Source organism: Lentzea sp. NPDC058450 (genome assembly GCF_042721395.1).
Classification (GTDB): Bacteria; Actinomycetota; Actinomycetes; order Mycobacteriales; family Pseudonocardiaceae; genus Lentzea.
In genome coordinates this window covers 202,904-215,343 of record NZ_JBHXLO010000015.1, presented here as the reverse complement: position 1 = coordinate 215,343, position 12,440 = coordinate 202,904, and the positions used below count along the sequence as shown (strand labels likewise).

Below are 12,440 nucleotides of genomic sequence, written 5' to 3'. Positions count from 1 at the left end.
CCGGCTGGCGTGGGTCCTAGACAAACCACACCCCAACCGGAGGCTCTCCCCACGTCAACACCCATCCACAGCTACCAACGTCCCGGCCAAGTACACCTAGGCGCTGTACTTGTTCGCGGAGTCGAGCGTCGCGCGCCGGCGTCGTTCCGCCAGCACCGCGGACAGGTACGGGTGCGGGTCCGTGTAGACGCTGCGCGGTGAGCGGATCGCGGCGCCCACGTCCTCCGACAGCCGGTTGCCCAGCGTCACGCGGGCCGCGTCGTTCAGGTCGCCGTAGCGGCTCAGGTACTGCCGCGCCGCCAGCACCAGCTCGTCCGGCAGCTGCGAGAGGTCGAGGCCCGACGCCCACTCCGCGAGCTGCGGCGGCATGACGGCGAGCTCCACCTCCTGGCGCGGGGCGCGGGTGTAGATCACCAGCGTGCCCGCCAGGTAGTCGCCGACCCGCTTGCCCTGCGGCGAGAACAACGACACGAACAACGCCGTCGCGCCGCCGAACCCGAGCGCCCAGAAGTCGACGAAGAACCCGCCGAGCGCGCGCACCAGGGCGTGCCGGAAGCGGATCGCGCCGCCGTCGTCGCGCACCACGCGCAGGCCCATGACGAGCTTGCCCACGGACCGGCCGCGCGACAGCGACTCCACGATCGTCGGGTAGCCGACCAGGACGAGCACCGCGAGGGTGAGCGTCAGGGCCGTCTGCGCCGCGTCGTCGATGCCGACCGGCACGATCAGCGACACGATGACGAGCAGGCTGAACTGCAGGGCGACGTCGAACGCGAACGCGACCGCCCTGCTCGCGAGCTGTGCTACGCGAAGGTCAAGAACTACGGCTTCACCGGTTACCAGGTCCCCCACGCGGATAGTGTGACTCATCGTGGATCTGGACGTGTTCATCGAGCGCCACAGCGCGTCGTGGCAGCGGCTCGGCAAGCTCGCCCGCAGGCCCGGCAGGCTGACCGGCGCCGAGGCCGACGAGCTGATCGAGCTGTACCAGCGCGTCACGACGCACCTGTCGATCGTGCGCAGCCAGACCCCCGACCCGGCCACGGTCGAACGGCTGTCGACGCTGGTCGCGCAGGCCCGGTCGGCGCTGACGGGCACGCACACCCCGGCGTGGAAGGTGTTCACCCGCTTCTTCACGCACCGGCTGCCCGCCGCGATCTACCTCGGCTGGCGCTGGTGGGTGCCGGCCGGACTCGCGTTCTACCTGGTCACCGGCATCATCGCCGCGTGGATCGCGTCCAACCCGGAGGTGCAGGCGGCCATCGCCGCGCCCGAGGAGATCCGCGAGATGACCAGGGCCGGCGGCGGCTACGAGTCGTACTACTCCAGCGATCCCGCCGGGTCGTTCGCGGCGAAGGTGTGGACGAACAACGCCTGGGTCGCGGCCGCGTGCCTGCTGCTCGGCGTGCTGTTCGCGCTCCCGCCGATCTACCTGCTCTTCACCAACGCCGTGAACGTCGGCCTCGGCGTCGGGCTGATGTTCAGCGCGGGCCGCGGTGAGCTGTTCCTCGGGCTGTTGGCGCCGCACGGCCTGTTGGAGCTCACGGCCGTGTTCGTCGCGGCGGGCATCGGCATGCGGCTGGGCTGGCAGGTGATCGACCCCGGCAGGCGCACCCGTGCCCAGGCGCTCGCCGCGGAGGGCCGGTCGGTCGTGGCCGTCGCGCTCGGTCTGGTCGTGGTGCTGCTCGTGTCCGGTGTGATCGAGGGCTTCGTGACGCCGTCCGGGCTGCCGACGTGGGCGCGGGTGGGCATCGGCGTCGTGGCCGAGGTGCTGTTCCTGCTGTACGTGTTCGTGATCGGGCGCCGGGCCGCGCAGGAAGGCGAGACCGGCGACGTCGACGCGAGCGAACGCGAGGACGTCGCCCCCGTCTCCGTCTAGAGCTTGCCCGCTGACTTCAGCGACAGGTAGCGGTCCGCGAGCGCGCGCGGCAGGTCGTCCGGCAGTGCCTCCACGACGTCGACACCGTGCCGTGCGAGCAACGCGGTGAGACGACGGCGTTCGGCCAGTGTGCGTTCCGCAGCAGCAGCCGAGTACACGGCCTCCAGGCCGCCACGGCCCGACGCCATCGCGTGCACGGCCGGGTCGGCCACCGACGCGATCAGCAGGTGGTGCCGGGACGCCAGGGTCGGCAGCAACGGCAGCAGGCCGTGCTCGATCGACGGCTCCAGCGACGTCAGCAGCACGACCAGCGACCGGCGCCCGGCCCGGCGCAGCACCTCGGCGACGGCGGCGCGGGAGTCGAACTCGACCAGTTCGGCCTCCAGCGGGGCCATCGCCTGCACCAGCGTCGGCACGGTCGCGCGTGGCACCGACGCGCGCACCTTGTGGCTGAACGCCAGGAAGTCGACCTGGTCCCGGGCCTGCGCGGCCAGCGCGGACAACAGCAACGCGGCGTCCATCGACGTGTCCAGCCGGGGCAGGCCGCCGAGCGCGCCCTCCACGCGACCCGCCGAGGTGCGGGCGGTGTCGAGCACGATCGTCACCTGACGGTCGCGCTCCGGCCGCCACGTGCGCACGACGACGTCCGACGACCGGGCCGACGCACGCCAGTCGATCGACCGCACGTCATCACCGATCACGTACGCGCGCAACGAGTCGAACTCCGTGCCCGCGCCCCGGATCAACGACGCCCGACGGCCGTCGAGCTCACGCAGGCGTTCCAGCAGTGGTGGCAAGTGCCGTCGGCTGTGGAACGGCGGCAGCGCGCGCACCGTCCACGGCACCTCGTGCGAACCCTGCCGTGCCGCGATGCCCAACGGCCCGACGGAACGCACGGTCACACGGTCGGCCACGCGATCGCCGCGACGCACGGGCCGTAGCTCGAACGACGCCGTGCGAGCCCCACGGGCAGGAACATCAACGTCGATGCGGTCCTCGACCACGCCGGCGGAAGGCGCCCAGGCGTCCCGGAGAACGCCCCGCAACCGCCGGCCGGGGTTGTGCACGGTCAACTGCACCGTGCACACCTCACCCGTGCGCACCGAAGTTGATCCGGCGCGCGAGAACGTCAACGCCCGCACACTCGCCGCCAACAACAAGTCGACGGCCACACACACGAGCAACAACGCGAACACGACGAGAATCCCTTGCCACGACGGCAAGAGAAGTCCTACGACGAGTACCCCGACTAGCGCGAGCAGGCCCGCGCGACCCGTGAGCGCCACGTCAGCGCGGCACCTGAACGGCGCCGAGCACGCCGTCCAGCACGCCGTCCGTCGTCACGCCCTCCAGTTCGGCCTCCGGGCGCAGCTCCAGCCGGTGCCGCAACGCGGGCCGTGCCAACGACTTCACGTCGTCCGGCGTCACGTAGTCACGACCCGAAAGCCACGCCCACGCCCGTGCGGCCGCGAGCAGAGCCGTTGCACCACGCGGAGAAACGCCCAGACGTACCGCTGGGTGCTGACGGGTCGCACGGCACACGTCGACGACGTACGCGATCACCTCGGGAGCCACGGTCAACGCGCGCACGGCCGCCGATCCCGCCTCCAGGTGCGCCGCGCTCGCCACCGGCCGCAACGCCGACAGGTCGCGCGGGTCGAACCCGGACGCGTGCCGCGTCAGCACGTCGATCTCGTGCTCCCGCGCCGGCACCGGCATGGTGACCTTGAGCAGGAACCGGTCGAGCTGCGCCTCGGGCAGCGGGTAGGTGCCCTCGTACTCGACGGGGTTCTGCGTCGCCACGACGATGAACGGCGCCGGCAGCGGCCGCGTCGTGCCGTCGGCGGACACCTGCCGTTCCTCCATCGCCTCCAGCAACGCCGCCTGCGTCTTCGGCGGCGTCCGGTTGATCTCGTCCGCCAGCAGCAGGTTCGTGAAGACAGGGCCCTCGCGGAACGAGAACGCGACGTTGTGCGAGTCGTAGACCAACGAGCCCGTCAGGTCGCCGGGCATCAAGTCCGGCGTGAACTGCACACGCGTCGTAGAGAGGTCCAACGCGCGCGCGAGTGCACGCACCAGCAGCGTCTTCGCGACGCCCGGAACGCCCTCCAGCAGCACGTGTCCCTTGCACAGCAAAGCGAGGATCAACGACGTCACAGCGGCGTCGTTGCCCACCACGGCCTTGCCGATCTCCGCGCGCAACGCCACGAGCGCCGCGCGCGCCTCCTCGGTGGTGACCGTCATCCCTTGCGCACCTCGTTCTCCAGAGCATCCAGATCGGCGGCCAGCGCGACCAACCCCCGGTCGTCCACCGGCCCGTCGTCGTACAGCAGCGCCCGCACCGAGGTGACGGGACGCGAGGTCCTGCGGGCGATCTCCTCGACCGGGTCGTCGCCCACCGGCAGCCCCAGCATCGGTGCCAGCCGGTCGCGCGTGGCCTGCCGCAGCACCTGTGCCGCGTGATCGGCGGCGTGCGCCCGGCGGTACAGCCTGGCCCTGCCCTCCACCGTCTCGGCGGCGCGCACCACGACCGGAAGCCGTTCCGGCACCACGCGACCGAGCCTGCGGGCCCGCCACAGCGCGAGCACCGCGGCCGCGATCCCGAGCTGCAGGGCGGCGAACTTCCAGCCGTCCGGCACCAGGTCGGACACCGGCTTCTGCTGGGTGACGTCGGCCTGCGCCGGCATGTACCAGACCAGCCGTTCGTGCTGGCCCAGCAACGACAACGCGAGTGCCGCGTTGCCCTCCTCGTCGATGTCGCGGTTCGTGAAGATCCCGCCGTAGCCGATCACCGTCACCGTGCCGAACCGCACCAGGGTCGAGTCGTAACAGCTCAGCTCGCCCTTGTAGGTGAGGCCGCCCATGGTCGCCGCACCGGCCTTCGCCGCGAGCGGGCAGCCGGGCTGCCGCGTCTCGACCTCCAGCCGTTCGGCGCCACCGGCCGGTGCGAGCACCACGGCCGCGGCCGCCGTGCGTTGCAGCTCGGCGAGCCGTGCGGGGTCGATCAGGTTCGGCTGCGGCACGAACAGCGTCGCGTCGCCCAGCGAGGACACGTCCTCGGTGAGCTCGACCCGCACGCCGTTCTGCTCCAGCAGCTGGGCGAGCGCGCGGCTGCCCTCCGGCCGGTACGACCGGGGGTCGAGCGCGCCGCCGGCGCCGGTGCCGCGCAGCAACGTGATCACGACGGCGGCGAACAGGATGATCACGCCGATCAGCAGCGGGCCGCGCGCGGCCGTCCAGATCCGCCCGGCGCCGGGGGACACCGACGTCATCCGCGCACCTTGCCGTCCACGGTCACGAGCTGCTGGTACCCCTCTGCCGTCGCGGGCCTGCCGCCGTACCAGACGTCGTCGAACTGGACGGCGGCCCCGCGCAGGTCGGGAGCGAGCCCCGGGAGCGCCTGCCCCGCCTCGTACGCCACCTCGTCCACCGTGCGCCCGGCCCGTGCGTCGAGCACGCCGCGTTGCTCCAGTTCCCGCACCACAGCGCGGAAACGTTCGCGCACGGCTTCGGCGAAGTCACCGGCCGCGGCCGCCTTCTCCGCTGCGGCACGGTGTTCCGCCGCGCTCAGAACGGCGGTGCCGAACACGTCACCGCTCTTGCGGCGCGCACGGCCCGTGCGTCCGGTGCGGAGCCTGATGATGATGACGATCAGCACCACCACGGCCACGATGATCGTGATCGCGGTGATGCCGCTCATGCCGCCCGCCCCGGCGAACAGCGCGCCGAGGCGTTCGAGGATCCAGTCGAGGGCGCGTTGCAACGGGTTCGGGTCACCGGAGATGTACGCCGGATCGCTGAGCTCCCGTACCGCCGCGTCCCTCGCTTCGTCGCGACCGAGATCTACCGGTACGTCAGATACCGCCATGTCCCGCGGCCCGCTGGAGTTCGATGTCCATGCCCTCGGAGCGCATCCGGCGGTCGACGTAGAGCAGCACGGTCACCGCGGAGCTGAACGGCAGCGTGATCGTCGAGGAGATGATGGCGCCGATGGTCACGAAGATCAGGTAGGCCGGGTTCAGCACGGAGGCCGGGTCGTTGCTGAAACCACCCGAGATCGCGAGGCCGATCGCCTCGAACGGCAGGCTGACGATCCAGCCGATGACCGCGCCGATGACGACCGTGAGCAGCAGGATGCCGAACGTGCGCCACCAGGCGCCGTCGACGAGCTTGCGCGAGCGGCCGAACGCGGCGCTCACGCCGCAGCGCTCCAGCACCAGCGCGGGCGTGACCAGGCCGAACATCACCCAGAGCCACACGCCGGGGACGATGCAGAGGATCAGGCCGACGGTGGTGATGAGACCGAAGAGCAGCGTCGCGCCGAGCAACGGCAGCAGACGCGGCTTGAACTCCTCCCACGCCTGCGCGAACGTCACCGGCTTGCCCAGCACGGCGTGACCCACGATGACGGTGATGAAGCCCGACAGGAAGACCGTGCCGAGCAGCAGCAGCACGACGCTGATCAGCGAGCCGGACAGGAACCCGACGAGGGCGTCGGTGGCCTGGTTCATCGCCTCCTGCTGCGTCGTGGTGTTCGGGTCGAGCGTCACGACGGCGGTGAGGTCGTCGAGGAACGGCAGCTGCACGAGCAGGCCGAGGATCTGGGTGACCGCGGCGACCACGGCGGCGGCGCCGATGATCAGCTTCGGGTAGCGGCGCATGGTCGTGATGGCGCCGTCGATGATCTCGCCGACGGCCAGCGGGCGCAGCGGGATCACGCCGGGCTTGATGGACGGCCCGGTCGGAGGCTGCTGCCCGTACTGCGGCTGTCCGTATTGCGGCTGCTGCCCGTACTGGGGCGGTTGGTTCTGGGGCTGGTCGGGTGAGGACCAGCCGGGCGTTTCGGACATCTCGCGGCTACCCCCGGTTCTAGTGTGAGCGGCATCCTGCCAGATCAGCCCCACCGGCACCGGTCAACCCGATCACGAAACGAGCTCGGTCCTCGCCCTGGCCGGTGTCGTGCGTCGCATGCCCGCGCTGACGCACCTGCGGACGACCTGAGGTTGCTCGCGCATCAGCCTCAGCCCGCGCCGGACCAGCGTCGGCACCGGCTTGCGCGCCTCGGCCACGTCCCGGGCGAACCGGCGCACGAACGTGACGGGCGGACTCGGCGCGAGCACGATGGCGTCCCGCAGCACGCCGGCTTCCCGCGCGCCCTTGACCAGCAGGTCCGCGAACAGGCCCTCCGCGATGAACGCGGGCGCGTCCCCGAGCTCGATCGTCTGCGTGCCGACCGCGCGGTCCTCACCGATGGAGTAGACCGGCGCCTCGACCCGTCCGGTCTCGGAGAGCTCGATCACGGCCTGGAGCGCCTTGTCCGCGTTCCACGAGCCGATGTCGTCCCAGTCGGCCCTGCCGTGGTCGTCGCGGGGGAGCAGCGGGTCGTCGCCGTCGCGGTAGAAGTCGTCCAGGCGCAGCACCGGCCAGCCGAGGTGGGCGGCGAGTGTCGACTTGCCTGAGCCGGAGGGTCCGGCGAGCAGCACGGCACGAGGGATGGGCACGGAACGCGATCCTCGCACATGACCTAGGCTCGAACGCATGAGCGAAGGTCTGTTCGACGAGGGCCTCTTCGGCGCGACCGACGAGGAGAAGGCCGAGCGCATCGCGGCCAACGCCCCGCTGGCCGTGCGGATGCGTCCGGCCACGCTGGACGAGGTCGTCGGTCAGGACCACCTGCTCGGGCCGGGCGCCCCGTTGCGCCGTCTCGTCGAGGGCGCCACCCCGGCGTCCGTGATGCTCTACGGCCCTCCCGGCACCGGCAAGACGACCCTCGCGACGCTCGTGTCCCGCGCCACCGGACGCCGGTTCGTGGCGCTGTCGGCGTTGTCGGCGGGCGTGAAGGAGGTGCGGGCGGTCATCGACGAGGCCCGGCGCCGCCTGGTCCGCTCCGGCGAGTCGACCGTGCTGTTCATCGACGAGGTCCACCGCTTCTCCAAGACGCAGCAGGACGCACTGCTGGGCGCGGTCGAGGACCGGATCGTGCTGCTCGTCGCCGCCACCACGGAGAACCCGTTCTTCTCGGTCGTCTCACCGTTGCTGTCGCGCTCTCTCGTGCTGCAGCTCAAGTCGTTGACCGACGACGGCGTGCGTGCCGTGATCCAGCGGGCCGTCGCCGACGACCGCGGCCTGGGCGGCGCCGTCGTGCTCGAACCCGAGGCCGAGGACCACCTGATCCGCCTGGCCGGCGGCGACGCCCGCCGTTCGCTGACCGCACTGGAAGCCGCCGCGGACTCCGCGCTGGCCTCCAACGACGGCGTGATCACGCTCGCCCTGCTGGAGTCCACAGTGGACAAGGCGGCCGTCCGCTACGACCGCGACGGCGACCAGCACTACGACGTGACGTCGGCGTTCATCAAGTCCATCCGCGGCTCGGACGTCGACGCGGCCCTGCACTACCTGGCGCGCATGATCGAGGCGGGCGAGGACCCGCGCTTCATCGCGCGCCGCCTGGTGATCCACGCCAGCGAGGACGTCGGCATGGCCGACCCCACCGCCCTGCAGACCTGCGTGGCCGCCGCCCAGGCCGTGCAGCTCATCGGCCTGCCCGAATGCGCCCTGAACCTGGCCCAGGCCACCATCCACCTGGCCACCGCCCCGAAGTCGAACGCCGTCACCACCGCGATCTACGCGGCCATCGAGGACGTCCGCAAGGGCGCCATCGGCTCCGTGCCACCGCACCTGCGCGACGGCCACTACGCGGGCGCCGCGAAACTCGGCAACGCCCAGGGCTACCGCTACCCGCACGACGTGCCCGAAGGCGTGCTCACGCAGCAGTACGCCCCCGACGACCTGGTGGGCCGCGACTACTACGCGCCGACGGGCCGAGGCGCCGAACGAGCCGTCTCCGAACGCCTGCCGAAACTGCGGCGCGTCATCAGGGGCGAGTAAAACCGGTTGGCGGCCCGCGCATGATCGAGCCATGGAACTCGTGCCGCACAACCCCACCGACGGCATCTACGCGACAGGCGGCGACTGGGTGCACGCGATGGAAGTCCGCGGCCCGTCCCGCTTTCTCTTCGTCTCCGGCACCATGGGCCTCGACGCGGCGGGCGACCCCGGCGCCGGCCTCGCCGAGCAGCTCGACCTGATCTGGGCCAACCTCCGCAGGATCCTCGCGTCGGCGGACATGACCGTGGACAACATCGTCCGCCTCACCAGCTACCTGCGCGACGCGTCGTACGCGGAGGCCAACGCGGCCGCACGAGTCGCGGCTCTCGGAGGCCGCGCGGTGCCGACGACGGCGATCGTCGCGACGACGCTGGTCAGCGACTGGCTGGTGGAGATCGAGGTGATCGCCGCGGCGTAGCGCTGGTCTGTTCGGAGTAGCATCCGGTCGCGTCGGGTGAACGGGCGGGCGCCGAGGGCAGTCCCTGCGGCGCCGGGCCGGAGGAGAAGCAGGGCGGATGAGGTTTCTCGGATTTCTGTTCGTCTTCTTCGTGATGCCACCGCTGGGGTACCTCACCGCGGCCACGGTGTGGACCCACCTGGGCGACCAGATCGACCCCGGCCGGACCACCAGCACCCTCGTCGGGGTGGCGAGGTCGTGCGAGCGGCAGTACCCGGTCACGCTGACCGGTGGGTTCAAGGCCTGGTACGTCTGCCAGGTCGACGTGAGCGAGAACGGCGGCCCCCCGCGCAGGATGGAGTCGCGCGGGTTTCTCACCCCGGAGCACATCGGCAAGCCAGTCCCCGTCAGCACCACGCACAACTTCCGGAACCTGGTGTCGAACCGAGACACCGAGCGCTATCCGACCCTCGCGCCGTTCGCGTTGATCGGGACGATCGTCGGCTGGGTCGTGCTGATGGGCTTGATGCTGTGGGCGTTGAGCTACAAGCACATGCCGAAGCTCTCGTCCTCGCGGGACGAGATCATCGCGCACGCGCAGCGTCAGCGGGACGACATCGGCCGCGACTAGGTTCGGTGAGGTGACGATCAGAGAAGACTTCCTCGCCAGCGCCCGCATCGCCCTGGACCTGCTGCGGCACGAGCAGGTCGCGAAGCACTGGGACGAGCCGAGCGCGTTGCCGGAGTTCGGGGTCAGCGGCCTCGCCGGACATCTTGCGTACCAAGCGCTTCCGCTGCCCGGCATGGTCGAGGCGCCCCAGGGCGACGAGCCGGTCGTGTCGCTGATGGAGCACTATGCGCGGGCCAAGTGGACCGACCTGGACGTCGACTCCGAGTTCCACACGCGGATCCGCGCCGGCGGCGAGAAGCTCGCGGCCGAAGGCCACCAAGATCTGTGCCGGCGGTTCGAAGAGGCCCTGCACTCCCTGGAGAAGTCGTTGCCGCACAGCGAGAACCGCGGCGTGCGGATGCCGCACTGGGGGCCGTGGGCGGTACCGCTGGACGAGTACCTCGTCAGCCGTCTGATGGAGTTCGTCGTGCACAGCGACGACCTCGCGGTGAGCGTCGGCATCGACACACCCGAGTTCCCTCGCGAGGTCAACGAGACCGTCATCGACCTGCTGACCCGCATGGCGCTCAACAAGCACAAGGCGATCGACCTGGTGCGCGCGCTCAGCCGCAAGGAACGCGCACCGCGGGACATCACCGCGTTCTAGCGCTTGCGCACCATCAGCAGCGCGACCTTGCCGGGCAGCACGATCTCGTCCAGCGCCGTGAAGCCGCCCGCCTCGAACGAGCGGATGGCGCGCGTGTTGGTCACGTCCGGTTCCAGCACGACGCGCGTGCAGTGCGGGTCGGCCTCGAACAGCGCGTCGGTGAGCCGGGGGAGCAGCGACCGCACCAGCCCCTGGTCGGTCATCGCGAGCTCGCCGACCGCGAGGGTCAGGCCGAGGTCGTGCGGCCGCGCGGAGTAGCCGGAGGCGATGGCGTGCCGGGCCGCGCGGTACACCTCGGCGAAGATGACCGGCCGACCGTGCCGGCTGATCAGCAGCGGCCGCACGTCGTCGCCCGCCAGCTGCTCCCGCAACGCCTGCTCCCACCGCGCCAGCGGAAACGCTTGCCGCCGGAACGCCGCCACGTGCGGGGCCGAGTTCCAGCGGTGGACGAGGTGCAGGTCGTAGCCGTCCGGCCGGACCAGACGGGCGCTCCACGGCAGGCCCGGCGCGGGTATCGGGGGAGGCCCGGCGGTGACCTGCGGCCGGTAGGAGTCCAGGTGGGTCACCGGGTTCACTTGGCCTCCTGCACGGTCGAACTTAGGGTAGCCTAACTCCACGCGGTGCAGGGCCGGGTGTCAAGCCCTGTGTGACGGGTATTTCACAGGCTGTGACAGCCGTGCGTCAATGAGCTGTCCCGTACGTTCTGGCAAATGCAGGAAACCCAGCGCGAACCCGTCCCCAGGACCGATGCCGGCGAGCTCGCTACGGCGATCGCGTTCCTGAGCTTCCAGCGCCACTGCGTGCTCAAGAAGGCCGAAGGGCTCACCGAGGAGCAGCTGCGCCGGTCGCTCGTCCCCAGCGGCACCTCGATCCTGGGGCTGATCCGGCACCTGGCCGGAGCCGAGCGCTTCTGGTTCACCCACACCGTCGGTGGCGGCGACGAGCCCGCCGACGACGCCCTGAGCATGACCGTGCCGCCCGGCCTGGCCGTGGCCGAGGTGATTGAGGACTACCGCGCCGCGATCGCGGCGAGCGACCTGGTCGTCGAACTCGGCGGCAGCCCCGAGGCGCTCACGGTCATCCCGATCGACGGCCGGCGGAAGACCCTCCGGTGGGTCATCGCGCACATGGCCACCGAGACCGCCCGGCACGCGGGCCACGCCGACATCATCAGGGAGCAGCTCGACGGCGCCACAGGTCGTTGAAGATCAACAAATGATGCCGCTCATGTGGGTGTCGGACCCACCCGGTAATCTCACTCGCAACCAAGCCCGCACGCCTGTTCACCAGGAGGATCTGTGTCGCCAGGGTGGCTCGCCGCCGGTGCAGCCGTTTTGCTCGCGCTAGTGGTGCTGGTCGTCGGGATCAAGGCGGCCCGGTTCTTCGACGAGGCGACCAAAGCGATGCAGAAGGCCCAGCAGAACACGGACCCGTTGTTCGTCGAGGCCAACACGACGCTGACGCACGTGAACACGCAGCTCGAACGCGTCGACGGCATCACGGCCAACGCGCGCGCCGTAACGGGCAACGTCTCCGCGCTCACCAGCCTCTTCACCGCCACGCTCGGCGGTCCGCTGGTCAAGGCCGCCGCGCTGTCGTACGGCGTGAGCAAGGCAGTCAAGGCGCGCCGCAAGGCCGCCGAGCAGCCCAACAAGCACGCCAAGCGCCGTCCGAGGCGGGGTGCGAAGTGAGCCGCCTCTTCTGGTTCGGGCTGGGTGCCGCGGCAGGCCTCTTCGTCGCGAAGAAGGCCGCCGAGGTGACAAAGCAGGCGACCCCTGCCGGTATCGGCGCTAACGTGGGCGAAGGCCTGCGCGAACTCGCCGGCGCACTCGGGTCCTTCGGGGCCGAGGTGCGCGCGGGAATGGCCGAACGGGAACAGGAGTTGCAGGACACCGTGGAACGTCAGACGGGATTCACGCCAGGGCGCCGAGCGCCCAGGGCGAACGGCAAGCACTGACACCGTTCGCCCCACAGCCGTGCCCTGACAAACTCCCGTTAG

The 12,440-nt window shown here is 70.9% G+C and carries 16 protein-coding genes; 8 read left to right on the top strand and 8 right to left on the bottom strand.

Translation table 11 applies throughout. From position 1 onward, the window contains the following. Positions 1–96 precede the first annotated feature (96 nt). Positions 97–852 (bottom strand): RDD family protein, encoded by a 756-nt coding sequence (locus tag ACFWNN_RS24160; RefSeq protein ID WP_382442185.1) that lies wholly within the window; start codon positions 850–852, stop codon positions 97–99. A gap of 19 nt (positions 853–871) precedes the next feature. Between ACFWNN_RS24160 and ACFWNN_RS24155 the strand changes: the two genes are divergently transcribed. Further along, the gene (locus ACFWNN_RS24155) at positions 872–1,879 is read left to right on the top strand and encodes a stage II sporulation protein M (RefSeq protein ID WP_382442184.1); all 1,008 of its coding nucleotides are present in this window, start codon (positions 872–874) and stop codon (positions 1,877–1,879) included. Here the strand turns inward: ACFWNN_RS24155 and ACFWNN_RS24150 are convergent. The 6 genes from ACFWNN_RS24150 to ACFWNN_RS24125 form a co-directional block, all read right to left on the bottom strand. Further along, positions 1,876–3,165, bottom strand: coding sequence for a DUF58 domain-containing protein (locus ACFWNN_RS24150; protein ID WP_382442183.1), 1,290 nt, complete (start codon positions 3,163–3,165; stop codon positions 1,876–1,878). The two genes, ACFWNN_RS24155 and ACFWNN_RS24150, sit on opposite strands and share 4 nt — an antisense overlap. Position 3,166: 1 nt before the next feature. Next, a complete protein-coding gene (locus tag ACFWNN_RS24145; protein WP_382442182.1) occupies positions 3,167–4,123 on the bottom strand; it encodes an AAA family ATPase in 957 nt (318 codons plus the stop codon). Then, a complete protein-coding gene (locus ACFWNN_RS24140; RefSeq protein WP_382442181.1) occupies positions 4,120–5,151 on the bottom strand; it encodes a DUF4350 domain-containing protein in 1,032 nt (343 codons plus the stop codon). Before ACFWNN_RS24140 ends, ACFWNN_RS24145 begins: the two co-directional genes overlap by 4 nt. Then, complete coding sequence (locus tag ACFWNN_RS24135; protein WP_382442180.1) at positions 5,148–5,747, bottom strand: DUF4129 domain-containing protein; 600 nt, start codon at positions 5,745–5,747, stop codon at positions 5,148–5,150. Before ACFWNN_RS24135 ends, ACFWNN_RS24140 begins: the two co-directional genes overlap by 4 nt. Continuing rightward, on the bottom strand, positions 5,734–6,729 hold the full coding sequence (locus ACFWNN_RS24130; RefSeq protein WP_382442179.1) for a hypothetical protein: 996 nt from the start codon (positions 6,727–6,729) through the stop codon (positions 5,734–5,736). Before ACFWNN_RS24130 ends, ACFWNN_RS24135 begins: the two co-directional genes overlap by 14 nt. A 72-nt stretch (positions 6,730–6,801) precedes the next feature. Then, positions 6,802–7,380: a uridine kinase gene (locus tag ACFWNN_RS24125; RefSeq protein WP_382442178.1), complete on the bottom strand. Its 579-nt coding sequence runs from the start codon at positions 7,378–7,380 to the stop codon at positions 6,802–6,804. 37 nt (positions 7,381–7,417) lie between these two features. On the opposite strand from ACFWNN_RS24125, the gene ACFWNN_RS24120 reads away from it, so the two are divergent. The 4 genes from ACFWNN_RS24120 to ACFWNN_RS24105 all read left to right on the top strand — a co-directional run bounded on the left by ACFWNN_RS24120 (position 7,418) and on the right by ACFWNN_RS24105 (position 10,441). Next, a complete protein-coding gene (locus tag ACFWNN_RS24120) occupies positions 7,418–8,767 on the top strand; it encodes a replication-associated recombination protein A (RefSeq protein ID WP_382442177.1) in 1,350 nt (449 codons plus the stop codon). Positions 8,768–8,798: 31 nt separating this feature from the next. Next, positions 8,799–9,185 carry a RidA family protein gene (locus ACFWNN_RS24115; RefSeq protein WP_382442176.1) on the top strand — a complete coding sequence of 129 codons (387 nt, stop codon included), beginning with the start codon at positions 8,799–8,801 and terminating at the stop codon, positions 9,183–9,185. A 97-nt stretch (positions 9,186–9,282) separates the two neighbouring features. Then, positions 9,283–9,795 (top strand): DUF6346 domain-containing protein, encoded by a 513-nt coding sequence (locus tag ACFWNN_RS24110; RefSeq protein WP_382442175.1) that lies wholly within the window; start codon positions 9,283–9,285, stop codon positions 9,793–9,795. A 10-nt stretch (positions 9,796–9,805) separates the two neighbouring features. After that, positions 9,806–10,441, top strand: a complete 636-nt coding sequence (locus tag ACFWNN_RS24105; protein ID WP_382442174.1) for a maleylpyruvate isomerase N-terminal domain-containing protein — start codon at positions 9,806–9,808, stop codon at positions 10,439–10,441. Here ACFWNN_RS24105 and ACFWNN_RS24100 read toward each other — a convergent pair. Beyond that, the gene (locus ACFWNN_RS24100) at positions 10,438–11,016 is read right to left on the bottom strand and encodes a GNAT family N-acetyltransferase (protein WP_382442173.1); all 579 of its coding nucleotides are present in this window, start codon (positions 11,014–11,016) and stop codon (positions 10,438–10,440) included. The genes ACFWNN_RS24105 and ACFWNN_RS24100 overlap by 4 nt on opposite strands. Positions 11,017–11,151: 135 nt before the next feature. Between ACFWNN_RS24100 and ACFWNN_RS24095 the strand changes: the two genes are divergently transcribed. From ACFWNN_RS24095 to ACFWNN_RS24085, 3 genes are all read left to right on the top strand, one after another. Further along, positions 11,152–11,646: a DinB family protein gene (locus tag ACFWNN_RS24095; protein WP_382442172.1), complete on the top strand. Its 495-nt coding sequence runs from the start codon at positions 11,152–11,154 to the stop codon at positions 11,644–11,646. 93 nt (positions 11,647–11,739) lie between these two features. After that, positions 11,740–12,132: a DUF948 domain-containing protein gene (locus ACFWNN_RS24090; RefSeq protein ID WP_382442171.1), complete on the top strand. Its 393-nt coding sequence runs from the start codon at positions 11,740–11,742 to the stop codon at positions 12,130–12,132. Next, positions 12,129–12,398 carry a hypothetical protein gene (locus ACFWNN_RS24085; RefSeq protein WP_285642355.1) on the top strand — a complete coding sequence of 90 codons (270 nt, stop codon included), beginning with the start codon at positions 12,129–12,131 and terminating at the stop codon, positions 12,396–12,398. Before ACFWNN_RS24090 ends, ACFWNN_RS24085 begins: the two co-directional genes overlap by 4 nt. Positions 12,399–12,440 lie beyond the last annotated feature (42 nt).

Bases quoted from the DNA above. Each gene is read 5' to 3' on its own strand.
- ACFWNN_RS24130 (WP_382442179.1), bottom strand. From the start codon at position 6,729: ATGTCCGAAACGCCCGGCTGGTCCTCACCCGACCAGCCCCAGAACCAA.
- ACFWNN_RS24140 (WP_382442181.1), bottom strand. From the start codon at position 5,151: ATGACGTCGGTGTCCCCCGGCGCCGGGCGGATCTGGACGGCCGCGCGC.
- ACFWNN_RS24110 (WP_382442175.1), top strand. From the start codon at position 9,283: ATGAGGTTTCTCGGATTTCTGTTCGTCTTCTTCGTGATGCCACCGCTG.
- ACFWNN_RS24135 (WP_382442180.1), bottom strand. From the start codon at position 5,747: ATGGCGGTATCTGACGTACCGGTAGATCTCGGTCGCGACGAAGCGAGG.
- ACFWNN_RS24120 (WP_382442177.1), top strand. From the start codon at position 7,418: ATGAGCGAAGGTCTGTTCGACGAGGGCCTCTTCGGCGCGACCGACGAG.
- ACFWNN_RS24095 (WP_382442172.1), top strand. From the start codon at position 11,152: ATGCAGGAAACCCAGCGCGAACCCGTCCCCAGGACCGATGCCGGCGAG.
- ACFWNN_RS24115 (WP_382442176.1), top strand. From the start codon at position 8,799: ATGGAACTCGTGCCGCACAACCCCACCGACGGCATCTACGCGACAGGC.
- ACFWNN_RS24145 (WP_382442182.1), bottom strand. From the start codon at position 4,123: ATGACGGTCACCACCGAGGAGGCGCGCGCGGCGCTCGTGGCGTTGCGC.